Below are 25,446 nucleotides of genomic sequence, written 5' to 3' on the forward strand. Positions count from 1 at the left end.
TTAACTAATATTAATTCTATGAAGACATTCAATTTTTGGAGGACATTGGTCTGCACGGTGATGGCAGTCGCTGCTTTTACCGCTTGTTCGGACGATGACGATGAGAAGGGATTCTCCGGAGAACCTTCGATTACCGTCAATGGTGCTTCCTCGGCAGCAGTCGCAACCGATTTGGACGGTGGCGATACACAGGCTGTCGAAGTCGTTTCGGCTGGTCCGTGGACGCTTAGTTTCGATACTGCAGGTGCAGATACATGGTGTACGCCCAGCGCAATGTCGAGCAAGGGTGGCACGACGATGCTTAAATTCAACCTCGGCCAGACGACTGCCGAGCGCGAGGCTACCGTAAAGCTGACGGCAACGGGCCAGATTGCAGGTTATCCGATCACCCGCACGGCTACGATTACCGTTAAACAGAACCAGGGCGGCTCTACCGGAACTGAAACCAATGTTGCGCAAGTTCGTGCATTGGTTGTTGCCCAAAACCCGACCAGTGAAGTAGATGCTTCTGCCGAAATAAAAGCGGTCGGTAATATTGTTGGTATTGTTACTTGCGATCCTTCCAACAAGAATTTCAATAATGCCAGCATGATTAACCTTCAGGATAATGACTTGTCGGCTAAAAATTCCGGTATTGCTGTTTTTGTAGGTGGTACGAATGCACAAAAATGTGCAACGGGTATGAAGGTTTCGATCAGCCTTGCAAATGCAAAGGTGCAGAAATTCAATGGTACGCTTCAACTCTCTTTGAGCGGAGCTGATGTCGAAACCGTTGAAACCGGCATTGCGTTGACGGCACCCTCGGTTACTCCCGACGAGTTCCCTGATTATGAATCACAACTCGTATCAATCGCAAAGGTTCAAACAGCGACTGAATATGAGAACAAGACCTATGCGCAAGAATATAATGCGATTTTTGTTACTGAAACAGGTGAAGAATTTACCGTGCGTACAGCTTCATCCGCAAATGCTACTTTCGGAACGACGGTTATTTCTAATTTGAGTGGGCCGATTGTGGGTATTGCACAGGTTTATCAGAAAGATAATTCTGGAGCCAAGACAGTGCAGCTCGCACCTCGCAATGCGAATGATGTGGCAGGCCTTACCGAAACGCGTTTCACGATTCAGGTAGATTACACGAAAGCTACCATTGCACAGATCACTGCAGAAGGCGCTTATGAGGTTGAAAATGCTTCGGTAGTTGCAAAATCAGCAAAGAGCCTTGTCATTGCAGATGCGTCCAACGCTTACATGCCTGTTTACGTTGGTGCCACGACTGATTATGCAATCAATGACAAATTGACGCTCAAAGGTCAGGTGAAGCTCAACGGCGACGGTCCGCTGCAGTTCTCGTCGCCTGAAATCACCAAGAACGGGACACAGGCATACACGGTCGGTGCTGCCGAAGTATTCGATGCAGCCAAAGTTAATGCGTGGATGCAGAGCCCTGTAACCAAATATGTCGAAGTCGAAGGTGTTTTGACGTCGACGGACGGTAAGTATTACAACCTTACGATTGCAGGTATCTCCTCTGATTATAAGGGTGGTTCGATTGACAATCCTACCGACGAACAGAAGACGGCCCTGAATGCACTTATCGGCAAGCCGGTTGTAGTCAAGGGATTTGCAATTTCCACTTACAGCAAGTGGTTCACACTGATGCTGGGTGAGATTTCTGCAAGCGACGAGCCGTTTATTTCGGCGGATGCCTCTGCTTCGTTCGCCGCCGCAGGAGAAACGAAGGAAATTTCTTATTCTGCTAACAACCTCGGTTCGAACAGCGTTTTTGCCAAGATTTCCGGTACGGATGCCGCACAGTTTGAGATCGTGGGCACTCCGGCAAACGGCAAGGTCAGCGTAAAAGCATTGGTAAATACGGCGGAAGCAGCTAAAAATGCCGTTCTGACGCTCTATATTGCGGCATCGGAGGGGGCTACAGCCATTACTTCGGCAACGGTTAATCTGCAGCAGGCTGGTGTTACGAGCGGGGCCGGTTATACTTTAGTCGATAAGGTTAGTGCGCTTGCAGCTGGTGATTACATCATGACCGGATTCCTCGAATCATATTCATCAGGAAGTACGAATCTCAACTGGGCTCCTTATTCGTATCATGCGTGGGTTGGTAAAGTGTCGGGAGCCGAACCTGCAACAAAGAATTCGGATCTGCAAACTGTGAATTACCAATATAGCAATAATCAATTGATCATTGATCCGGATTTGAGCGATCAGGACAAGGCTAAAGGTACGGCAGCAACCATAACATTGGAATCTGTTACCGGTCAAGCCAACACGTTCTATATTAAAGTCGGTGGAAAATATCTGAAGAGTTTTACCGCAGATACGAACCGTCGTCTTGGTCTTGCAGACGAAGCTACCGGAGCTGAATGGGTCTTTACAGACTTCAGTAAAGGTGGAATCGTCGCATCGAATAATGGAGTATATTTGGGAACGGCTGGTGCTACCTATGATTTGCTGCGTTCATATAAAGCTGCTTCATATGAGAGTAGTTTGAGGAACGGACTCTATTTCTTCAAAGCGAACTAATCGCAGTTCCTGATTGTAATTTTGAAACCCACTCTTGGCGGGGCTTGCCCCGTCAAGAGTTTGGTTTCTAAAAGGGCTTTTTGCCAACTGTTTTATATGCGAACAAAATGTTGAAAATTAAGCAGATAATTACGTCTGTATTTGCTATTGCAATACTGCTTGTCCTATTTGCGGGATGCAGCGACAAGAACGACGGGGAAGACGGTAAGGTATCCGCGGCGTGGCTCGTTGCAGAGACTGTGAATTGTGAAACCACAACGAACAAAATCGAAACCCAGGGGAGTGCGAAACTTACCTATGTGGCGGAGATAACCGCCCAGGGGGATGTCGATTGGTGTTCGTTCGATTTGAAAAACCAACAATCGGAAATCACGGGCGAAGTCGGAACGCCGATATATCTCTATCTGAAACAAAATACAACCGAGAATGACCGTACGGCCAAGATTGCCGTGACTTTTTCCGACAACTATACGACGACGCTGACTTTGACGCAGACGGCTTTCTCCGTTACGGCCGACTACGATAAGGCCTGGGGGGAGCAACCCGAGTATCGGGAAAACAGCGATTATACCTACAAAACCTACTATACGACACTGGCGAACGGGTATAATGTACGTAATTATTCAATTTGCTACGACCGCAACAGGCACGTTTCCAATTGGGTAGCCTATCCGAATATCAAAGATTACTGGTCGAGCCACGCCTATCAGGCCCATAACAGCAACGGGCGCACCGATGCGTGGGCTTATGACGACTGGACGACCCAGTATATGTCCTCCTATCCCTATTACGAGCAGATCGGAACTAATGTCCAGCCTCCTGCCATTGCGGAAAGCGACCAGCAGTATATCATCCGCGGATACGGCGCAAGCGGTTACGACCGCGGGCATATGCTTCCCTCGGCTTCGCGTTACAGCACGTGGACGACCAATGCGCAAACATTCTTCGCAACGAACATGATGCCGCAGAACAGCACGCTGAACCAGAAGATATGGGCGACTCTGGAGGGCAAAATCCGCGGTTGGGAGTGCCGGGACACTTTGTTTGTGGTCAAGGGTACCTGTTTCAAGAACACGAAGACCATTAACAACCAGAACGGCCCGATTGCCGTGCCGTCGCATTGTTGGGCTCTCGTATTGCGCACACGCAACGGCAATCTGAAAAAGAAAATTTCGGATTGCACGGCGGATGAATTGAAAGCCATCGGGTTCGTATTTACCAACGATGCCGCCGGTGCCGCGACCTCGATTAAGGATGCCGCACGTTCGGTGCAGGAGATCGAAGAGTTGTCCGAATTTAAATTCTTCCGTAACTTGTCACCCGATGCCGCCGAGGCGGTGAAGAGCCAGAATAATCCTGCGGACTGGAGCTTGTGACGACTTAAAATGAACCTAATATAGAGAATGTTATGAAGAGAATCTTTCTTACAGGATTGTTTGCGGCGCTGATTGTCGCGGCATGCTTTGCGCAGAAGCCCTACAAAGTGGTCTTTTACAACTTCGAAAACCTGTTCGATACGATCAACGACCCGGATGTGCTCGATGAGGAGTTTACACCCGAGGGCCCCAAGAAATGGAACACGGCCAAATACACCAAGAAAATCGGCAACCTCGAACGGGTGTTGTTCGACATTGCCGCCGAAGACAAGGATTTTCCGGTGGTAATCGGTGTTTCGGAAATCGAGAACCGCGGCGTCATGGAGGACGTTATCGCCGGGGAGAAACTTTCGCACGGCAACTACCGCATTGTGCACTACGATTCGCCCGATGCGCGCGGCGTTGACGTCGGATTTTACTACCGCCCCGACGTATTTAAACTCGAGGGGAGCGCAGCCATCCCGTTCCGGATGCCCGAATTGCCCAATTTCCGCACACGCGATTTCGTGACGATGTGGGGCACCATCGAGGGCGAACCGTTCTACTTCCTGGTGAGCCACTGGCCGTCGCGCCTGGGCGGCAAGGAGGCTTCGGCCCCCAAGCGCATGGCTGCGGCACAGCAGATTCGCGCCATCGTCGACTCGGTACAGCAGGCCAATCCGGCTACCAAAGTGGTGATTATGGGTGACCTGAACGACGACGCCACCGATGCGAGCATCGTGGAGGGCCTCCGCGCCCAGGGAAAAGTCAAGGATGTGCGGCAGGGCGACATGTTCAATCCCTTTATCAGCCTGCTCAAATCGGGCTACGGCACGCTGGCTTATCGTGACGAATGGAACCTGTTCGACAATATCATCGTTTCGGGCAACCTGGCGACCGGTTCGACCGGGAAACTGAAAATACAGCCTGTCGGCAACTCGAAATTCTACGGGGGCATTTTCCGCCGCCCCTATATGATTCAGAAAGAGGGACAGTACAAAGGCTATCCGTTGCGTACGTTCGTCGGTAACGACTTCCAGGGCGGTTTCAGCGACCACTTCCCGGTATTTATCTACATTGGCAAATAAACACTTTAAAATAATTGTATGAAACTTAAGGCTTTACTTATTGTAATGCTCGCCACGCTTTCGCTCTCGGCCTATGCGCAGGACGGAGGCATCCGTGGTAAGGTGGTTTCGCGTAATGGGCGCGAGGCATTGAGCAATGTAAAGGTAACCATCGGTTCCACGGGATTGACTGCCGTTACGGATGCGGATGGTAACTTCGTTTTCGAGAACCTTCCGAAGGGCGATTACACGATTTCGTTCGACGCTCCGGAGTTCGAAGACCTCGACCTGAAAGTACGTGTGGACAGGAATGTCAGAAACCTCAATTCGGTCGTAATCACACCGGTGATGACAAGCAGCGGTTTCGACGATTCGATTTTCGCGGAGTTCGATACCGACTCCTCCTCGTCGGACGTGCAGGCGCTTCCCTCGTCGCTTTCATCGTCGAAAGACCTGTTCAACAACATCGCCTCCTACCGCTTCAGCGAGATGCGTTTCAATGTCCGCGGTTACGATTCGCAGTATTCGGACATCTACCTGAACGGCATCCGTTTCAACGACGCCATGACGGGCTACGGCCCCTGGTCGCTGTGGAGCGGGTTGAACGACGCTACGCGTAACCAGGAGAATGCTACGGGCCTGACCGCCACCGACTTCGGCATCGGCGGCATCGGCGGTATGACCAACGTGAACGCCCGCGCCTCGCAGATGCGCAAGGGACTTCGCGTCAGCGTATCGAACGGCAACCAGATGTACCGCTTCCGCGCGATGGTTTCCTACGCTTCGGGACAGCTGGACAACGGTTGGTCGTATGCTTTCTCGGTCGGTACCCGCCAGGGCGGCAACGGCTATGTGGACGGCGTATATTACAACTCCTACGCTTACTTCGCTTCGGCCGAGAAACTTTTCGGCAACAACCACCGCCTGGGCCTGACCCTGATGGCGTCGCCCTCCGAGCGCGGCGCACAGCAGGCTGCCACGGAGGAGGCTTACAATCTTTTCGGCGACCATTACTACAACCCCAACGTGGGTTACTGGGCCGGCAAACTGCGTAACTCGCGTGTGCGCAACACGCACGAGCCGATCGCGATGCTGACCTATACGTGGGATATGTCGGAGCGCACGCGCCTGAATGCCGCCACTTCGCTCCGCTTCGGCAAGAACGGTTATTCCGCGCTTTCGTGGAACCGTGGCGTCGACCCCCGCCCCGATTATTACCGTTACCTGCCGTCCTATTACACGAACCAGATACTTTCGGGCGTCACTTCGGATAAGGGTATCTACTACGCTTTGCAGCGCGCCATTGACGCTGCCAACAACTTTACCGGGCGCATCGATTTCGACAGGCTGTACAACAACAACAAGTTTATCGACACCAATCTGGAGCAGTATGCCGGCGACGGCAGCTACCGCTCGAATTACATACTCGAGGAGCGCCACACCGACCAGCTCGACTATAACTTCGCAGCCAACGTGTCACACAACATCCGCAACAACATGCGTATCGTCGGCGGCCTGAACCTGCGCGTGAACCGTACGTGGTATTACGACGAGGTGAAAGACCTGATGGGCGGCGACTACTGGTACGACATCGACAAATTCGCCGAGCGCGACATGTCGCAGAACGCGATGAACTTCCAGAACGACCTCGACTACTTCATGGCTACGGGCCATGCCCGCGTCGTACGCGAGGGCGAGAAATACAGCTACAACTACCGCGCGCACCTGCTGGAGGGCAACGCATGGGCGCTCTATACGTGGGGTATCGGCGGTTTCTCGATGGGTATCGGCGGTGAAGCCGGTTATTCGTCGATGTACCGCGAGGGACTCTGGCGCAAGGGCCTGTTCCCCAACAACTCGAAAGGCGATTCGAAAAAACTCGATTACTTCGTCTATAACGTAAAGGGCAACTTCGGCTACAAGTTCTCGGGCGCCCACTCGATCGAGGCGAATGTCGCCTACATGGAGAACGCTCCCAAGTTCGCTGCGGCGTTCGTTTCGCCCCGTACGCGCAATACGACCACTCCGGGTCTGACGACGGAAAAGGTGTTCGGTGTCGACCTGACCTATAATCTCAACCTGCCTTACATCAAGGCGCGCCTGTCGGGTTACTATACGACGATTTCCGACCAGTCGAAAGTCATCTCGTTCTACGACGACCTCCAGCGCTCGTTCACCAACTTCGCCATGAGCGGCATCGACAAACGCCACTACGGCGTCGAACTGGGCCTTTCGGTTCCGATATGGAACGGCCTTTCTGCGGTCGGTGCTGTGAGCTGGGGCGATTACACCTATACGTCGAATCCCAATTTCGTGCAGACGGTCGACAACATCAACAAAATCGTGCTGATCGACAAGGTCAACTGGGACGGCTTCCATGTGGAGAGCTCGCCGCAGCTGGCTCTGAACGTGGGCCTCGACTACCGTGGAGAGCGTAACTGGTTCGCTTCGGTGAATTTCAACTATTTCGACAACCTCTATCTCTCGATGAACCCCATGTACCGTACGGCGCAGGCCATCGGCTACTATACGAATATCCTCGCCAACCAGAGTTCGACCACCGAGGAGCAGATAAGCGCCGTCAAGGGTATTCAGGAGATGCGCAAGCAGGAGAAGTTCGACGGCGTGTATACGTTGAGCGCCAGCATCGGCAAGAACTGGTATATCCACCGCCAGTACATGCTGGGCTTCAGCCTCGAGGTGAAGAATATCCTCAACGACCAGGATATCCGCACGGGCGGTTACGAGCAGATGCGCCTGAACAAGGTGCGCGACGCCAAGGGCGATACGAAGTACACCCGTTTCGATTCGAAGTATTTCTACATGCTGGGAACGACTTACTATCTGAATGTCTATTTCCGTTTCTAACGTAACGAGCAGAGAAAACCATGAAAAACTTGAAAATAATTCTGATAGCGCTTATCGGTGTTCTGGCCGCAGGCTGCTACAATGATTTCGACACGCCGAAGCCCCGGAAGATTTATACCGACGAGGATATGACGGCGATGGGACTGAAGCATATCACCATCAAGGAGGTGAAAGACAAGTTCGGTCCGATTTCGGGAACGGGCGAGAATGACGATTGGGCCGATACCAAGACGCTGAAATTCGGTGCGCCTTCGTCGGACGAGGCTGCCAAGTTCCCCGGAACCTCTTTCTGGGAGGATGGCGCCAACTACTATATCAAGGGTAAGGTCATCAGCACCGACGAGGAGGGTAACATCTACAAGTCGCTTTATATCTGGGACGGCACGGCCGCCATCGAGCTGAAACTCCACAGCGAACTGTTCATCACCTACAAACTGAACCTGAAAACGATGGAGAGCATGTGGGTCTATGTCCGCCTGGAGAACCTCTACCTGGGTAATTACCGCATGATGCTTTCGATTGGCGACGCACCCTCGGACGGCGTCAACGTGGCCGGTACGCATAAGTACTACGCCAACTCGAACATCGAGAACCCCGACCGTGTCGCCAAGTGCGTCCTCACGGGCGAACCCTGCAAACTGGAAGCCGGCGACATCAAGGTCGTGAACAGTGATAACTACACCTCGTTGGGCGAAGCCGATTTCGGACGCCTGGTGAAATTCGAAGGGGTGAAAATCCGTTATTCGGGCGTCAAGAACCAGGACGGCGTTACACCGCCTGCGCTGAAAAACGGCTCCAACGAAAATCCCTACCCGAGTTGGATTGTGACCGACTGGGGCACTCCGCAGTTCGGGGCATGGTACTATTGGGCCTACCACGACGTATCCACCAACGTCAGCCTTTACGGCTCGGTGCTGATGGTATTTAACGAGACTGCCGAATACACCTCCGCCAAGGGTGTTTATTCGATTCGTACGAGCGGCTATTCGCGTTTCTCGAACAACCCGATTCCGAAGGACGGTACGGTGGGCAATGTGCTCGGTATTTACGGCATCTATTCGAAGCAGAGCAACTATGCGGGCGACGCGCGCGATTACGCGCAGTACCAGATTTCGGTTTGCCGCTATGCAGACCTCGATTTCCCGAAGGAATCGCTGCTCGACGAGGAGTGGATTAAGGCCAATACGCCTGCATCGTCCTACGATCCGCCCGTGAAGAACAGCACCGGCGATCTCGGCGATTACGACTGATTCAGCGTCGGGATATGAATGCGGCGGGCGGCCTGTACGGGCTGCCCGCTTTTTTATGCCCGCTTTCCGCAGCTAAACCCGGCTGCGGGCCGTTTGTCGTACGGCTTCGGTATTTGCCCGGATACCGGTGGGGCTCCGGCCGGATTGCCGTTCCATGCGGCCGTCCGATGCCGCCGGCTGCTTTTGCCGTTACGGCATCCCGTTTCCGGTCGTTGCAAGACATAAAAAACGGGAACGGCGCCAGCCGTCCCCGCATCTCGGTTGTCACCGGATTTATCGCTTGTTCCATTCGCTCGAGGTCTGGTAATAGCCGATGGCGCGTGCCACCTGCTCCGGCTGTTCCGTTTCCAGCGGTTGCAGGTCGTACGGCTCCTCTTCCGTGGGAACCACGCGGTATTGCTCTACGCGGCGTACGGGCGAGAGAATGGTGAAAATATCGCCCTCGAGGTAGCCCAGGTCTTGGTAGGTGGCGATAAATGCGCGGTTGGTATATTCCTCGTCGAAAATACTGCGCCCGTAGAAATGCGAATCGTAGTTCATGTTCAGCAGCCAGAGCAGGGTAGGCATCAGGTCTATCTGCGAAACGATTCCGCCGACATGCTGCGGCTCGATGAATCCGGGGGCGTAGATCAGCGCCGGAATGTGGTATTTTTCCAGCGGTATCTCGGTGCGTCCGGCGCTCGAGGCACAGTGGTCGGCCGTGATAAGGAAAATCGTGTTGTCGAACCACGGCTGTTTCGATGCTTCGGCGAAGAACTGTCCGAGGGCATAGTCGGTATACATTATGCCGCCGTTGCGCGATTTCGAGTCGTGGGGAATGCTGATTTTTCCGGCCGGGTAGGTGAACGGCCGGTGGTTGCTGACCGTCATGATGTGGGCGAAGAACGGCTTCCCGCTGCGTGCATCCTCGTTGAGCGTGCGGATGACCTTGCGGTAGGCGTCTTCGTCGCATACGCCCCAAATATTGGCGAACGTGATTTCTTCGGGTTCGTACTGACGCTGGTCGACGATTTCGTATCCGTTGCCGGAGAAGAACGTTTCCATGTTGTCGAAATAGCTGTTGCCGCCGTAGAAGTATTTGACGGTATAGCCTTTGTCGCGCAGCAGCGCCCCCGTGGAGTGCATCCCGGCGTTGTTCGGGCGTTTGATGATGCTCTGCCCGGGACACGGCGGCAGCGAGAGCGTCACGGCCTCCAGGCCGCGCACCGTGCGGTTGCCCGTGGCATAGACGCGGTCGAAAGCGAGCCCTTTGTCATAAAGCGAGTCGAGTACGGGCGTCAGCTCCCGGGTATCCCCGAAATGTCCCATAAACGAGGCGCTCATGCTCTCGATTGTTATCAGTACGATGTTGCGGCGTATTTCCGGCTCTTCGCTGCGCACCGCATGCAGGTTGTCGCCCGTGCTCCCGTAAACGCCGTGGACGAAAGCCTCGGCCTGCTCTTCGGGCACGGTGATGTAGAACTGGCTGTAGTTGAGTTCGTTCTTGACGAATGCGTCGTAGAATTTATAAAGGCCGTTCGCCTGCAATTCGTTCACGTAGACGTTTTCGCTGTCCTGAAAGCGGGTGTTGAATTGCAGCAGCCACACCGACAGCAGCATTGCAACGATGTAGCCCGGACCTACGACGGCTTTCCACCGCCAGCCTTTCAGGTCGTCGGCGTGCGCCAAATCGCGGCGGAAAAGGTACCAGGTGATGGCGAATGTTACGAGAATCAGCCCCAGCACCAGCGGGACGATGGGGTAGGACTCCCTGATATTGCCCACGACCTCGTTGGTGTAGACCAGGTAATCGACGGCGATGAAGTTGTAGCGCACGCCGAATTCGTTCCAGAAGAAGTACTCGCAAAGGCCGTTGAATACGATACTGCCGACATAGAGCGTGATAATCAGTGCGAACCATACGGTAGTCCAGTAACTGCGGAAGCCCTTGAGGAAGAGGCGCAGGGCGAAAGTTCCGGCCCAGAAGCCGAGGATGCCCGACGCCACCTGCGGTGCGACGCTGCCGTATTCGTCGAATATCGTGTTGCAGAAAGTCACATAGCAGAATGCCGCCGCGAGGATGCCGAGGATGATGTATCCCCACGGCTTACGGTATTTAGTTTCCGATACGCTCATCGAGAAGAGCCACAGGAATACGAACCCGATGGTTGCGGCGCAGAGATCGTTGACGGCTCCCAGCAGGTAGATTTCGCACCATTCGCCGAAGGAAAAACCGAGGTCGGTGGTTTGCCCGTTGAAGAGCAGGACGATGCGTAACAGAAAGCCGACGGCGATGGTCAGCAGTGAAATTTTCAGGTAGAGGCCGGTGATTAATCGAAGACTTCGGGACATGGGAATTTGTTCTTTTCGGCTGCAAAGTTAGTGTTTTTCAGATGGAATACAAATAAAAAGGCAGCCTCATTGAGGCTGCCTTTCATTTATCGGGCCGGAAGTATTATTTCGCTTCTGCCTTAGCGGGGCGCATGATGACCTTGACGAGGTTGTCGTCGGCGAGAATCTTTTTGGCCATGGCCTGTACGTCGGCGTTGGTCAGCGATTTGAGCACCTGCTCGTAATCGGCCAGGTAGTCGAGTCCCGAGCCGTACTTGCTGTTGAGGTAGTTCATCCAGCTGGCGTTCTGCTCGAGGCTGTTTTTCCAGCTCTTGAGCATGAATTCGCGGGTTTTCTCGATGTCCTCGCCCTTGGGGCCGTTCTCGGCGATCTCCTGAATCTCTTTCATGACGATTTCACGCAGCTCGTCGGCCATCTCCTCGTTGGTGTCGAACTGGATGTCCATCGTGTAGGCCGCATCCGGAATATACTCCGTCGAGCCGCTTACATGAACGCCGTACGTGCCGCCCTTTTCCTCGCGGATCGAAATCAGGTAGCGGGAGTTGAGCGCCTGCGTAAGGAACGTCAGGGCCGCTTTGTTCTGGAGCGTGTAGGGCATTTTTCCGGAGAACATGTAGTGTACGGAAACTTTCGGCTGCTGCATGGACGCCGTGAACTCTTCGGTCACCTCACCCTTGACGGGTGCGCACTTGTCGTCGACGAACGTCATGGCCTTCTTCGAGGTCGGAATCGAGCCGATGTATTTCTCCACGAGCGGTTTGAGCGTTTCGAGGTCGACGTTGCCCACGAACTTGAAGACGAAGCTGTTTGCATCGGGGAACAGTTTCTTGTAGATGGCCGGCAGGGCTTCGAAGCTGAACTTGTCGATAATCTCGGTCGAAACCATCTGGCGGCGCGGGTTGTTGCCGTGCGCTACGTCGATGAACTTCTCTTGCATCAGGTAGTCGGGATTCGACTTCACATTCTCCAACTGTGAGCGCAGCATCTTCATCAGGGTGTTGTAATCGTTCTGGTCGAAACGCGGCTGCGTGAAGTTGAGGTAGAGCAGCTGGAGCATCGTTTCGAGGTCTTTGGGCGAGCATACGCCGTTCATGGCGCTGGCGTAGTTCTCGGCCGACGGCTGTACCGACGCCGATTTGCCCGAAAGCTGTTTCTTGAGGTCCGTAGCCGAGAATTTGCCTACGCCCGACATCGAGTTGAATGCGGGCATCATCTCGCCCATGTAGAACTCTTCGTCCGAGAGAATCGAAAGTCCGCCTTTGGCGATGGCGTTCATGCGCACCTCGTCGGCCTTGTAGGTCGTGGGTTTCACGATGACCTTCACGCCGTTGGCGAGCGTCCACTCCGTCGTGCCGTATTCGGCATTCTCGGTCGTCTTTTTCACGGGCGAACCTTTGAGTTGCGTACCTTCGGGAATCAGCGGCTCCTTGACCGTGTTGTCCTCGTATGCCTCGATTTCGGCGGCAGCGACCTTGTCGCGGATGGCCAGCACCTCCTCGGCGGTGGGATTCACGACGCCCTCCTTGGCCGGAGCCGTGATGACGAACACCTGGTTGTTGGGGTAGATGGTCTGTTGTGCGAATGCGTTCACCGCCTCCACGGGAATCGATTTAATCAGCAGGCTGTCGAGCTCCCATTCGGTTTTTGCGTCGGGCATCGGCGAGTTCTTCTGGTAATTGTCGAGGTAGGTCTGTACGAACTCACCGTTGCGGCGGTCGTTGCGGTTGGCGTACGAACGCTCCACGCGGCGCATCAGGTCTTCCTGTGCACGCTCGAATTCACCCTGCGTAAAGCCGTGGCGGCGAACTCGCTCCATTTCGGTATAGAGGGCTTCGATACCCTGCGGCAGTTTGCCGTCCTGTGTCATGGCGACGAAAATCGTGGCATTGAGCGTCGGGATGATGCCCAGGCCGCCGGTGTCCATGCCTGCGCCGAGGAACGGTGCGTCGGGTTTCATGGCGATTTCCTGCAGACGGGCGTTCTCCATCGTGGTCATGTAGGCCTGTATGATATCGAACATTTCACCGTATATCAGGCTGTTGACCTGCTCCGGAACTGCCGGGCGCTTGATGAAAATCTGTACTTTCGAACCCTGCATTTCGGGGTCGGTGAAGATGCTGACGATAGGCTCCTCGTTGTCGGGGATGGTAATCACCTCTTTCTGTGCCGCATCGGCCGCAGGTGCGGGAATGTCGCTCATCAGCGTTTTGATTTTGTTCTCCACGGCATCCACGTCGATGTCGCCGACAACGATTACCGCCTGGTAGTCGGGACGGTACCACGTGTTGTAGAAATCTTCCAGTTCCTTGTGCTGGAAGCCTTTCAGTCCGTCGAGATAACCGATCAGATTGCGGTGCTCGTACTTCGAGCCCTTGCCGATGGCTTTCATCATCTCCATCATCGAACGCCAGCTTGCGCCGTCGCGGGTGCGGAGCTCCTCCATGATTACACCGCGCTCCGAGTCTATTTCAGCAGGCTCGAGTGCGATGAAGTGCGACCAGTCGTGCAGGATGAGCAGGGCGCTGTCGATAATGCCCTCGCGCGAGGTCGGCACGTCTTTCATCATGTAGGTCGTCTGGTCCCAGCCGGTGCCGGCATTGAGGTTGGCGCCGAATTTCACGCCTACTTTCTCGAGATACTCCGTCAGCATTTTGCCGGGGAGGTTCTTCGTGCCGTTGAAAGCCATGTGCTCGAGGAAGTGAGCCAGGCCCTGCTGCGAGTCGTTCTCCTGGATGGCGCCTACGTCGTGCAGGATGTAGAAATCGGCCTGTCCTTTCGGTTTTTCATTGTGGCGGATGTAGTAGGTCATTCCGTTTTCCAGCTTGCCGGTGCGGAGCTCCTTGTCGACGGCAATCGGGTCCATCGGATTGAGCTGGGCCACAGCGCTTGTCATTGCGAAAGCCGCAACAATCAGCATCGTTAATTTTTTCATAATCGATTTTATTAGGGGTTTATACTATTCTTCCGTCGTTTGGTCGGGGCGGTATTCGATAATGTCGCCCGGCTGGCACTCCAACTCGCGGCAGATCGCCTCGAGCGTCGAGAACCGGATGGCTTTCGCTTTCCCGTTTTTGAGGATTGAGAGGTTTGCGGGCGTGATGTCCACGCGCTCGGCCAACTCGCCGAGCGACATCTTGCGTTTGGCCATCATAACGTCTATATTGATGATTATCGCCATAATGTCTTCCCCCCCCCGTTAATTGTCCGTATCGTTGTCATGTCGTATTTCGTTTTAGATGGTCAGTTTCTGTTCTTCGCTCAATTGCGTGCCGAGCGATAACACTTCGGCCATGAAGAGGAACAAAATTCCGACAATCACATTCCAGTAGCTCAACGGGAATGTTCCCACTACCTCGAAAGAGGTTCCTTCGAGCAGGCGTGCCGCCTCGTTGTTGTTGATGTATTTCATGAATGCTTCGCTCAATTCGGCTGCGAGAATCAGGATGCCGATGGCGCGCGTACGCAGGATATTGCTGTGGCGCAACGGCTGTTCGTCGCGGATTGACTTGCGGAGCGAGTTGATAATCAGGGCAATCAGTACGAGTATGGTCAGGTAGGAGAGTCCCGTTATGACCATCAGCAGGTAGCAGTAGGCATTGTTGCCCATCACTTTGAACGCATTGCCGAGCGTGTAGGCCTCGTCCACGGTCACGCGCAGGTCGAGCTGGCTGATTGTCGGCGTGATGTTCACGGGCAGTCCGTCGATGACGACCGGGTCGGCGGCTTTGCGAATCACCGGGGCCGATACGTAATAGGAGCGTATGCCGCCCTGCGGGATTTCGATTTCGAGCGTGTCCTGCGCGTTTCGCCAGCCGCGCGAGAAATCGGGCACGAAGCTCGCTGCGAAACCCACGACCAATGCCGTAAAATAGATAATGTAAATCAGCAGTAAATGTTTGTGCAGTCTTTTCTTGTTCTGCATACTGTGCCTGTTTTTAAGTTTTGATATTGCAAATTTAGCATTTATTTCCGAAAAACAAATAATATTTATCGTTTTTCGATAAAAATATTTTTCCAAGCCGCTACTTTTCGCTGTTTACGGAGTGGAGTGGAGGCAGGCATCCCGGATGTTTGCAGGCCGGTGGACGTTTATGTGTTGTTTTGGGGCCTAAATGGTTGGAAAATATTGCATGCAAAAAGGGTGAAGTGATAAATAATCTTTACTTTTGCTTTAACAAAATATACGCTTCGAGAATAGATATTTTTCAAAAAAGAAATAATCTTTTAATTAAACTCAAAAAATTAACTGTAATGAAAAATTTGTTTTTGGCTGTTGCCGTAATGGCGATGGCGTGTGTCGGCTGTGCCAAAGAAGAGCCTTCTGAACCCAAATCGCTGCCCGATCTTGTGCCGATCGAGTTTGCTCCGGCGACAATTACCCGCAGTACTCCGATCAACGATTTCGAAAGCGGTAAATCGATCGGTATTTATGGCAAGGAAACACTTTCTGATGCTCCCGGAACCGTCACAGCGGATTGGATGAACAACCTGCCGTTGACAAACTCCGGCAGCGCATGGGCCCTTGCATCGACTCATTATTTCAAAAAAGGATATTCCTATTCCTTTGTCGCCTACTACCCTTATAATGCAAGTGCTACGGTAACCGATTCCAGTGTGGAATATACCGTAAACCCGGATGTCGCGCAGCAGGAAGACTTTTTATACGCACCCGCCGTTACGCGTACGTATGCTGCTGCCGATGAGGCTGTCCCCAATGCTGTAAAATTTCAGTTCTACCATGCACTGGCACAGGTGAAATTTTCCGCTAAAACCAAAGAGGACTATTCGAAGTACCTCGATGTGACGATTACCAAAGTCGAAATCCAGGAGCTCGTATCGGCAGCTACGCTGGCTTTTGCCGACGGTACGTGGACGCCAACCGTAGGCAGTACCGGCAATTTTTCTCAAACGGTGAATAATACGCTGGGGACGGATATGGTTACACTGAAGAACGGTGCTGACGATACGAATGTGCTGATGCTGCTCCCGCAGAACGCAGCGGGCAAGAAAGTCGTATTGACCTATACTACGAAAAACAAGAACGGCGATACGTCGCTCGACCAAACCGATGTAACCATCCAGCTTACGATTCCCGCCGATGCAGGTGCGAATACCTGGACAGGTAATAATATCTACGAATACCAGGTTACTCTGGACATGGGAGCCGTATTGGGCTGGGGAAACGCAGCATTCGACGAGCCGGTGATCAATCCCTGGGGAACGCCCAAACCGCCGATTGATATGGGCAACTAAATAATTGCAGAATTAAAGAGCCGCCTTTCGGAAAGGGCGGCTCTTTCAGTTTTGTCGAATAGGTTTACTCTACATTGTTCTGCATCTGCTTCCAGAACGATGCGTCGATGGCCATGCGGATCGATGCGGCCAGAACGATGAAGATGAACATTACCACGAACGTGATGAAGCCTACGTTGATTGCCGAGCATACGAGGCTGATGATTCCGAGTACGATACCCGCAATGACAATGAAAACCAACATGACGAAGAACATCGTCCACTTGTTGCCGTAAGTGGCGTCGTTCGATGCCTTGATGGCCTGCATCGGATTCTTACCCTTGTCGATCAGGAAGTAGAATGCGAGTGCCCACGACAGGGATAGTACGATCCCCGGGATAATCAGGAATATGAAAGCGATATAGATGGGAATAACCATCAGGCCTGCCGTGATGAGGTATTCGCCCATGTAACGGCGGTATTTGCTGTCGAAGATCGAAAGCGGGTTGACAACATTGCCTTTTGCCAGTTCGACCGGCAGCAGGCTGATGGCGATGGTCGTTCCTATATTAATATAAGGTATCCAGATTGTCACCAGCCACAGGGCTACCGCTACGACAACCGACGGCGCATTTTTGACACCGATTTCAATTGATTCTTTCAGCGTTTCCGCAAAGTCGAGTTTCTTCATTTCCATAACTAACGATTTTTAATGAGGGTTAATGTTCAACCAAATATACGAAAATTTCGTATATTTGTCCTGACGCAACGCTAAAAATCAATTACATGGCAGAAAAATCACTTTATAATTACCGTGTCGAACCCCAGGATGTGGACTTCACGCTGCGGGCCACGATTCCGTCGCTGGGCTCGGCCATTCTCAATACGGCGGGTATCGACGCCCATGGCAAAGGGTTCGGGGTCGACGCCCTGAATGCCGACAATCACTCATGGGTGCTTTCGCGCATGGCGGTCGAATTCGATTGCCAGCCCAAGCAATATACCGACTATACGATTGCGACGTGGATAAACGAATACGGCCGCGTGCTTTCGACGCGAAATTTCACGCTGACCGACGCCGCGGGTGACGAGTTCGGCCGTGCGGTGACGCAGTGGGCCATGATCGACCTCAAGAGCCGTTCGGCCCTCGACCTTTCGTGGGTGGGCGACGCCCATGCCGAGGCCATTGTCGACGCTCCGTCGCCGGCGGACAAACCGCGCAAAATCCGCGAGGTGAATCCGTCGCAGACGGTCGAACACAAGGTCGTCTACAGTGATATCGACTTCAACCGCCACGTCAACACGATGCGCTATATCGAGATGATGATCGACATGCTGCCCGTCGAACTGCTGATGCAGGAGTGTCCGGTGCGTTTCGACATTCACTTCCTGCGCGAGTGCCGTTACGGTCAGACACTTACCGTCGGATACGAACAGCGCGACCGTACGGCGCTTTTCGAGATACGCAGCGACGCCGATACGGCGGCCGTACGCGCCTCTATCGAGTGGAAATAGGCCCGCCGGGAACGCCTTTCAGCCGGTCTGTGGAACGGGTTTTGCAGCTATGGCTGCAAAACCTTTTTTCATTATGGAAAGCGCAGTTAAAACACAGAACAAGTATCAGGTGAGCATCGACCTGCTGAACGATGCCATAGGCAAGGAGATCGCCACTTCGCTTCAGTACATGTATTTCCACACCCATTTCGAAGACGACCGCTACCAGTATCTTTCGAAAATCATGCGCGAAATCTCGATTGCCGAAATGCGCCACATCGAGGAGTTTTCCGACCGTATCATGTTCCTGCAGGGCGACGTCGACATGAACGCTTCGTTCCGCACACGCCAGGTTACCGACGTCAAGGAGATGCTCCGCCTGGCCATGCAGCTCGAGCAGAGTACGATCGACTCCTACAACGAGGCTTCGCGCATCGCCGCCGAGCATAAGGATGCCGTGACGCACAAGATGTTCCAGGATATCCTGACCGAGGAAGAGGAGCATCTCGATACGTTCCGTACCGAGTTGCAGAACCTGATTGACTACGGCGAGGAATATCTTGCCCTGCAATCCGTCGCGGGAAGTAAGCATACGGCCAAAAGTTTCAAACACGGCGACGGCGAATAGCCGTTGTCCGCAGCCGGTTTTCGGGACTTCCTTTTCGGGCGTCCCGATTTTTTTGATATGCGGGTAATGCCTGTCGAACCGGCTGCCGGAGGGGGGGGGAACTGCGGGTGGAATTCGGTGTTGCGGCCGCACACCCGCGGCAGGATGGCGTTATTCACGGCGATTATGGGGGCAGGGGATACGGGATGTCGCATATTTTCCTATATTTGTATCTATGAAAATTACGATTTTAGGACCTGCGCACCCGTACCGGGGCGGACTGGCTTCGATCATGGAGATTATGGCCCGCACGTTCCAGGGGCGGGGCAACGAGGTCGACATCAAGACGTTTACGCTGCAATACCCCTCGCTGCTCTTTCCGGGCAAGAGCCAGACCGTTGCGACGCCTCCTCCCGGCGATTTGCATATCTGCCGCTGTGTCAATACGGTCAATCCGCTCAACTGGATTGCCGTGGGACGCCGTATCCGCCGCGAGCGGCCCGATTTCGTGCTGATGAAGTACTGGACGCCTTTCATGGCGCCTTGTTTCGGTACCATCGCCCGTATCGCCCGCGGCAACGGCCATACGAAAGTCCTTTGCCAAATCGACAATGTCGAGCCCCACGAACACCACCTGACCGACAAGCCGTTCAACCGCTATTTCCTGCATGCGGTCGACGGTTTTGTCTATATGTCGGAGCAGGTACACCGGGAATTGGAGGCCTACAGCAAAGTCCCGGCGCTCTTTTCGCCGCATCCCCTGTTCGAGAACTTCGGGGAACGGGTGGCCCGCACCGAGGCCTGTGTGCGGATGGGGCTTGATCCGGCGGTGAGTTACGTACTTTTCTTCGGGCTGATACGCGATTACAAAGGACTCGACCTGCTGCTCGGCGCATGGGCCGAATTGCACCGCGCCGGACGTACCGAGGGGCGCAAACTGATAGTCGCCGGGGAGTTTTACACCCCGAAAGAGCGTTATCTGCGGCAGATTGCCGACAACGGCCTGCAGGACGAGGTGATTCTCCACGACCGGTTCATTCCCGACGAGCAGGTGAAATATTACTTTTCGGCGGCGGATTTCGTCGTCCAACCCTATAAGACTGCGACCCAGAGCGGTGTGACGCAGATTGCCTACCAGTTCTGTGTGCCGATGGTGGTCACGAACGTCGGCGGCCTTGCCGAAATCGTGCCCGACGGGCGTGTGGGGTATGTCTGCGCCCCGACGGTGCACGGCGTGGCCGAAGCCGTCGAGAAGATGTACGCGGGCGATGCCATCGAGCGTTTCCGCCTAAACAGCATCGAAGAGCGCAAACGCTTCTCGTGGGAAGAGATGTGCACGCGCATCTCCGAACTGTACGAAATGGTGCGCTGAAAGACATTTGGCCGGGTGTGCTTTGGTTTTGTGAAATTACAAAGGGCTGTCGTGCATCGCACGACAGCCCTTTCGCTTCATTTATTCGTTTGTAGTCGGGCTACTTCTTGATATTGGGCAGTTCGAGCCCGTATTTCTTCTTGCGGTCTTCGGCCTTGAGCCATACGCCGAGGAGCATGGCGGCCACGCCGCAGCTTGCGAATATCACCATCGGGAGCGTGTAGTTATACGCCGTGCCGTCGATATGGCCCGGATTGCTGAATTTGAGCGCATAGCCGATGACTGCCGGGAAGAGGCAGAGGCCGATGTTCTGAATCCAGAAAATCAGCGAATAGGCCGAGCCCAGGTAACGGGTTTCCATGATTTTGGGTACCGAGGGCCACAGTGCGGCAGGTACCAGCGAGAATGAGATACCCAGGATGATGATGGCGCCGTAGGCGATGAGCGTGCTCGGGTAAGCCGGCAGGACGAAAGCGAAAATCAAGTGGCAGACCGTCATCAGGATGGCGCCGAAAATCAGCATCGTGGCGCCCTTGCCCTTGTGGTCGAGGTAGCTGCCCAGGAAGGGCGTGATGGCCGCGGCGCCCATCGGGAACCAGCGGAAAATGTCGGCGGCCGTCTGTGCCGAAACCCCGAGGTTGCTCTCCAGCATGTTCGTGGCGAAGCGCTGGAAGGGGAAGATGGCCGAGTAGTAGAGCACGCAGAGAATGGCTACAATCCAGAAAACCTTGCTCGAGAAGATTTTGCCGAGGTCGCTGATGCGGAACTCCTCTTCGGAGCTGTTGTTTCCCTTGGAGTCCAGTCCCAGCTGTTTATCCAGTTTGCGGTCCATGAACGTGAAAATCGTGTACGTGAGCAGGCCGATCAGCAGCAGCAGCGTGCAGAATGCCACCGGGCGCACGACCGTTGCCGGAGCCATGTTCGCGAGCCACGGCGAGATGGAGAAGACTGCGAAAACACCGACACGGGCGATAGCCATTTCAAGGCCCATCGCAAGGGCCATTTCTTTGCCTTCGAACCACTTGGCGATTGTTTTCGACACCGTGATTCCGGCCATTTCCATACCGCATCCGAATATCATGAATCCCAGCGACGCGAGTTTGGCGCTGGCCGGGAACGACACCCACCAGCCGTTGAGCCACGATTCGATGCCCGAACCGATAAAGGCGTCGCTCACTCCGTAGTATTTGATGCTGGCGCCGATGAACATCAGCGACGCCGACAGCATACCCGTGAAGCGGACGCCCATCTTATCGAGGATGATGCCTGCCAGAATCAGGAAGCCGAAGACGTTGAAGAGGAATTCCGAACTTCCGTACATGCCGAATACGTCGGGCGTCCAGCCGCGCTGTGCCTCGATCATACTCTGCAGCGGCGACATCATGTCGACGAACATGTATCCGAAGAACATTGTCAGCGCAATCAGAATCAGCGCCGTCCAGCGGACGAAAGCCGAGTCGTTCAATTTTCGTTGGATAGTTTCTACCATAATTATTGGATTTGAGTTAGCTTACTTCTCTAACGGCGCGTAACGTTTCAGCACCTCGTAAGCTTCGACGATACCCAGTTCGCCGGCTTTCGAAATGTCGAGGCATCCTTTGCGCGTATCTTTCATGAATATTTGGATGATGCCGCGGTTGTAGTATGCCTCGGCGAAATTGGGGTTGAGTTCGATGGCTTTCGAGTAATCCTCGAATGCTTCGGGCAGGCTGCCCGACAGGGCCCGCAGGTTGGCGCGGTTGTAATAGCTGTACGCCAGGTCGGGGAAGAGCTTGATGGCCTTGTTCAAATCGGCGACCGCCTCGTCGTAGCTGTACGTGCGCTTGCTGTTGTTGTTCAGCCGGTTCGCGGGATCCGAATCGATGGTGATGCGCTGGTACGAGTTGTCGATCGACGAGATGAAGTCAATCATCTCGGCACGTGTCGTCGAACGGTTCAGGTAAAGGAACGGATTGCTCGGGTTCTGCTCGATGGCCGACGAGAACGTATTTACGGCATTGGTGTACTGCTTGATGAGCGACTGCGACACGCCGCGTTCGAAAAGTACCGTCCACGAGGCGCGGTCGGTCTTCAGCTCTTCGACATACTGCTTGTCGAGCATCATGAGCGTGTCGGGGGCGATGTTGCTTTCGCGCCACGAGAGCGTGAGGAACTCGTTGTCGATACGTTTCTTGAAATCTTCGATACGCTGCACGTGGTAGCGTGTCACTGTCGGCACGGTGTCGGGGCGCATCAGCGTGAACTTGAACAGCGGCAGCAGGCGCATCTCCTCGTGGCCGCCGTTGTGGCCCGTTATGCGGTCGAAGCTTCCGCCCGAGAATTTGCTGTCGAACGACAGCAGGCGGTCGAAGCGCTGCGTCGTGTCGGCGAAGATGGAGTAGGTGCTGTCGCTCAAACGCGAACGGTATTCCGCAATCTTCTTCTGTGCCGTATCGCGGTCTTTCTTGGCCCCCTGCTGGTCGCGCAGCAACTCGCGCAACCGGCTGCGGTAAATATAGGCGTTGGCGAAGTCGGGGTAAAGGTCGATGGCCGAGGTGTAGTCCTCGACGGCCTTTTCCAGCTCGCCCAGCTGGGAATAGACGCCTGCACGGTTGTAGTAAACCAGCACGTTGTTCGGCGAATAGAGCGCCACCTTGTCGTAGTCGTCCAGCGCACGGTTGTAGTCGCCGATTTGAGTGCGCAGCATGGCGCGGTTGAAATAGGTCAGCGAGTTCATCGAATCGAGCTGAATCACCTTGTCGAAATCCGAAAGGGCCTGCATCGGACGGTTGGTATCCGAGTAGACCAGCGCACGGTTGAAGTACGAAAGCAGGTAGGTCGAGTCACAGGCGATGGCCTTGTTGAAGTCGGCCTCTGCCTCCGGATAACGCTTTTGCTCCATGTAAAGCCCGCCACGGCGGTTGTATCCGTTGGGATTTTCGCGGTTGGTGCGGATGGCCGTGTTGAAATTGTCATAGGCCCGCACCGTATCCTTGAGGTGCAGGTAACTCAAGCCCCGGCAGATGAAAGCGTCAGCGACCTTGTTTTCCTGGCGGATGAATTTGTCGAAATCCTCGATTGCCTCCTTGAACTGCTGGTTCAGCAGGCGCGTCACGCCGCGGCTGTAATAGGGCCCGGGCAGGTCGGGGCGCAGTTCGATTGCCTCGCGGAAATCCTGCAGGGCGTCGTCGTAGTTGCCCAGGCGCGAACGGGTGATGGCCCGGTAGGTGTAAGCCTGCGTGTAAACCGGGTTCAGGCGGATTGCCGTCGAGAAATCGGCCTCGGCACCCAGCAGGTCGTCGAGGTTGTATTTGGCGATGCCGCGCAGGAAATATCCCTCGAAAGCGTCTTCGTCGAAACGCAGCAGGGTGTTGAGCGTGCGGATGGCCTCCTGGTAATCGTTGTTCATCATGCACGACCGTCCCACCCAGAAGAAGTACTCCCGGTTGTACTGTGCATATGATTTCGTACCGCACAGCAGTGCGATGCCCGCGATGATTCCAAGAATATATTTTCGCATTTTCCGACTCACTTGTCCCATTAACGTTCTATACGGGCGGTTTATTATTCCGGGTTATTCCAATTCGTATCCGAAACGGCGCAGCTGGCGTTCGTTGTTGCGCCAGTCGTCGCTGACTTTCACGAAGAGTTGCAGGAAGACTTTTTTCCCGAGGAACTGCTCCATATCCTCGCGCGCGGTCTGTCCGACTTTCTTGAGTTTTTCGCCCTTGTGGCCTATCAGGATGCCTTTCTGCGAGTCGCGGGCCACATAAATCGTCGCTGCGATGCGGTCGATGGCCGGCTCCTCCTTGTAGGATTCGATTTCAATTTCGCAGCAGTAGGGTATCTCCTTGTCGTAAAATTTCAGGATTTTTTCGCGGATGATTTCCGAGGCGAAGAAACGCAGCGTTTTGTCCGTCAGCGTGTCTTTCGGATAGAAGGCCGGCCCTTCGGGCAGCAGGGCGAGGATTGTTTTGAACAACCCCTCGATGTTGAAATTCTCCTTGGCCGACGTGGGAACAATCCGGGCTTCGGGCAGCTCCTGCTGCCATTTGTCGACCAAAGCTTCGAGCGCTTCGGGCGTCGTGAGGTCGATTTTGTTGATGATAACGACGGTCGGGATGCCGCTTTGTTTGATGCGTTCGATAATTTCCGCCGAGCGTTCGCTCCGCTCCACGGTGTCGGTGACGTAGAGGATGACGTCGGCGTCGGTCACGGCGCCCGTCACGAATTTCATCATCGACTCCTGCAACTTGTAGTTGGGTTTGAGGATGCCCGGCGTATCGGAATAGACGATCTGGAAATCTTCGCCGCTGACGATGCCCATGATACGGTGGCGGGTGGTCTGCGCTTTGGAGGTGATGATCGACAGCTTTTCGCCGACCAGTGCGTTCATCAGTGTCGATTTGCCGACGTTGGGATTCCCGATGATATTTACAAAACCCGATTTGTGCATTTTCCTTTCAGGATATGATTCGGACAAAGGTAACGATAAAATAAGACCCCTGCAAACGCCCGGGCGATTAATTTACCTGCTTATTCGGCCGGTTCGGCGGTGTTCGGCGTATTTCGGGATTTTTCTTTTATATTTGCCGTAACACGAATCTTATCGGAAACCGGATGAACAAATCGAAATTACTCTTCTTTATGGCGGGCGCCGTTTTGGCGGCCCTGCTGGTGTGGTGGCTGCTTGCCGGCCTGCGCCCGGCGGCGGAAACTCCGTCCGGGGGTGCGCAAACGCCCCTCGACGTGATTCTTACCCGCACGAGCGTCCGGGCCTACCGGGACTGTCCGGTCGGTGCCGATACGGTCGAACTGCTGCTGCGTGCCGCGATGGCCGCACCTACGGCCGTGAACCGCCAGCCGTGGGCTTTCGTGGTCGTGGACGACCCGGAATTGCTGCGTAAGTTTTCCGAGGCCCTGCCTTATGCGAAGATGGCGGCCGGGGCCCCGGTAGCCGTGGTGGTATGCGGCGACCTCGCGCGTAATCCGGGAGCTTCCGGCGACTGGTGGGTGATGGACGCTGCCGCGGCCTCCGAGAACCTGCTCCTTGCGGCGCATGCCGTAGGATTGGGGGCCGTGTGGACGGGCGTATACCCGCGCAGCGAGCGTGTGAAAGCCGTGCGCGAAATTCTGGGTCTGCCCGGAAACGTTGTCCCGCTGAACCTGATTCCAATCGGCTATCCGGCTGAAACTCCGGCGCCCAAACAGAAATGGAACCCGGCGAACGTCCGGTATAACGGCTGGGCGGAGTAGGTCGCACGGACAATACGGAGCACCCCGGCTCCGCGGAGCCGGGGTGCTTTCTGTCGTTTATCGTCGGCCGTGCGGCGGGTGTGCGCTGTCT

The 25,446-nt window shown here is 54.5% G+C and carries 18 protein-coding genes; 10 read left to right on the forward strand and 8 right to left on the reverse strand.

What is annotated here, in order from left to right:
- Positions 1–18: 18 nt before the first annotated feature.
- The 5 genes from QZT71_RS00075 to QZT71_RS00095 all read left to right on the forward strand — a co-directional run bounded on the left by QZT71_RS00075 (position 19) and on the right by QZT71_RS00095 (position 9,084).
- Complete coding sequence (locus QZT71_RS00075) at positions 19–2,544, forward strand: DUF5689 domain-containing protein (RefSeq protein WP_295911036.1); 2,526 nt, start codon at positions 19–21, stop codon at positions 2,542–2,544.
- Between the two features lie 299 nt (positions 2,545–2,843).
- Positions 2,844–3,920, forward strand: coding sequence for a DNA/RNA non-specific endonuclease (locus tag QZT71_RS00080; protein ID WP_295911037.1), 1,077 nt, complete (start codon positions 2,844–2,846; stop codon positions 3,918–3,920).
- 32 nt (positions 3,921–3,952) lie between these two features.
- Positions 3,953–4,987 (forward strand): endonuclease/exonuclease/phosphatase family protein, encoded by a 1,035-nt coding sequence (locus QZT71_RS00085; RefSeq protein WP_295911038.1) that lies wholly within the window; start codon positions 3,953–3,955, stop codon positions 4,985–4,987.
- 18 nt (positions 4,988–5,005) lie between these two features.
- A complete protein-coding gene (locus QZT71_RS00090) occupies positions 5,006–7,834 on the forward strand; it encodes a TonB-dependent receptor (RefSeq protein ID WP_295911039.1) in 2,829 nt (942 codons plus the stop codon).
- A gap of 20 nt (positions 7,835–7,854) precedes the next feature.
- Complete coding sequence (locus QZT71_RS00095; RefSeq protein ID WP_295911040.1) at positions 7,855–9,084, forward strand: DUF5689 domain-containing protein; 1,230 nt, start codon at positions 7,855–7,857, stop codon at positions 9,082–9,084.
- Positions 9,085–9,357: 273 nt separating this feature from the next.
- Here QZT71_RS00095 and QZT71_RS00100 read toward each other — a convergent pair whose 3' ends face one another.
- The 4 genes from QZT71_RS00100 to QZT71_RS00115 form a co-directional block, all read right to left on the reverse strand.
- Complete coding sequence (locus QZT71_RS00100; protein WP_295911041.1) at positions 9,358–11,415, reverse strand: LTA synthase family protein; 2,058 nt, start codon at positions 11,413–11,415, stop codon at positions 9,358–9,360.
- Positions 11,416–11,518: 103 nt separating this feature from the next.
- Positions 11,519–14,332, reverse strand: coding sequence for a pitrilysin family protein (locus QZT71_RS00105; RefSeq protein ID WP_295911215.1), 2,814 nt, complete (start codon positions 14,330–14,332; stop codon positions 11,519–11,521).
- A 39-nt stretch (positions 14,333–14,371) separates the two neighbouring features.
- The gene (locus tag QZT71_RS00110; protein WP_295911042.1) at positions 14,372–14,593 is read right to left on the reverse strand and encodes a helix-turn-helix transcriptional regulator; all 222 of its coding nucleotides are present in this window, start codon (positions 14,591–14,593) and stop codon (positions 14,372–14,374) included.
- 54 nt (positions 14,594–14,647) lie between these two features.
- Complete coding sequence (locus tag QZT71_RS00115; RefSeq protein WP_295911043.1) at positions 14,648–15,337, reverse strand: DUF2975 domain-containing protein; 690 nt, start codon at positions 15,335–15,337, stop codon at positions 14,648–14,650.
- A gap of 329 nt (positions 15,338–15,666) precedes the next feature.
- On the opposite strand from QZT71_RS00115, the gene QZT71_RS00120 reads away from it, so the two are divergent.
- The gene (locus tag QZT71_RS00120) at positions 15,667–16,668 is read left to right on the forward strand and encodes a fimbrillin family protein (RefSeq protein ID WP_295911044.1); all 1,002 of its coding nucleotides are present in this window, start codon (positions 15,667–15,669) and stop codon (positions 16,666–16,668) included.
- Between the two features lie 64 nt (positions 16,669–16,732).
- On the opposite strand, the gene QZT71_RS00125 is transcribed toward QZT71_RS00120, so the two are convergent.
- Positions 16,733–17,344, reverse strand: a complete 612-nt coding sequence (locus tag QZT71_RS00125; RefSeq protein WP_295911045.1) for a hypothetical protein — start codon at positions 17,342–17,344, stop codon at positions 16,733–16,735.
- A gap of 89 nt (positions 17,345–17,433) precedes the next feature.
- Here QZT71_RS00125 and QZT71_RS00130 point away from each other — a divergent pair, with 89 nt between their 5' ends.
- The 3 genes from QZT71_RS00130 (at position 17,434) to QZT71_RS00140 (ending at position 20,120) form a co-directional block, all read left to right on the forward strand.
- Positions 17,434–18,162: an acyl-ACP thioesterase domain-containing protein gene (locus QZT71_RS00130; RefSeq protein ID WP_295911046.1), complete on the forward strand. Its 729-nt coding sequence runs from the start codon at positions 17,434–17,436 to the stop codon at positions 18,160–18,162.
- A 73-nt stretch (positions 18,163–18,235) separates the two neighbouring features.
- Entirely contained in the window at positions 18,236–18,769 is a 534-nt protein-coding gene (locus tag QZT71_RS00135) for a ferritin-like domain-containing protein (RefSeq protein ID WP_295911047.1), read from the forward strand.
- 214 nt (positions 18,770–18,983) lie between these two features.
- On the forward strand, positions 18,984–20,120 hold the full coding sequence (locus tag QZT71_RS00140; RefSeq protein WP_295911048.1) for a glycosyltransferase: 1,137 nt from the start codon (positions 18,984–18,986) through the stop codon (positions 20,118–20,120).
- A gap of 100 nt (positions 20,121–20,220) precedes the next feature.
- On the opposite strand, the gene QZT71_RS00145 is transcribed toward QZT71_RS00140, so the two are convergent.
- Genes QZT71_RS00145 through era form a run of 3 tightly spaced genes read right to left on the reverse strand, consistent with a single transcriptional unit; the run spans position 20,221 to position 24,555 of the window.
- The gene (locus tag QZT71_RS00145) at positions 20,221–21,609 is read right to left on the reverse strand and encodes an MFS transporter (protein WP_295911049.1); all 1,389 of its coding nucleotides are present in this window, start codon (positions 21,607–21,609) and stop codon (positions 20,221–20,223) included.
- 21 nt (positions 21,610–21,630) lie between these two features.
- On the reverse strand, positions 21,631–23,619 hold the full coding sequence (locus tag QZT71_RS00150; protein ID WP_295911050.1) for a tetratricopeptide repeat protein: 1,989 nt from the start codon (positions 23,617–23,619) through the stop codon (positions 21,631–21,633).
- Between the two features lie 54 nt (positions 23,620–23,673).
- Positions 23,674–24,555 carry a GTPase Era gene (gene era / locus QZT71_RS00155; protein ID WP_295911051.1) on the reverse strand — a complete coding sequence of 294 codons (882 nt, stop codon included), beginning with the start codon at positions 24,553–24,555 and terminating at the stop codon, positions 23,674–23,676.
- Positions 24,556–24,719: 164 nt separating this feature from the next.
- Between era and QZT71_RS00160 the strand changes: the two genes are divergently transcribed.
- On the forward strand, positions 24,720–25,355 hold the full coding sequence (locus QZT71_RS00160) for a nitroreductase family protein (RefSeq protein ID WP_295911052.1): 636 nt from the start codon (positions 24,720–24,722) through the stop codon (positions 25,353–25,355).
- Positions 25,356–25,446: the final 91 nt, after the last annotated feature.

The sequence above is a fragment of the uncultured Alistipes sp. genome (assembly GCF_902388705.1).
GTDB lineage: Bacteria > Bacteroidota > Bacteroidia > Bacteroidales > Rikenellaceae > Alistipes.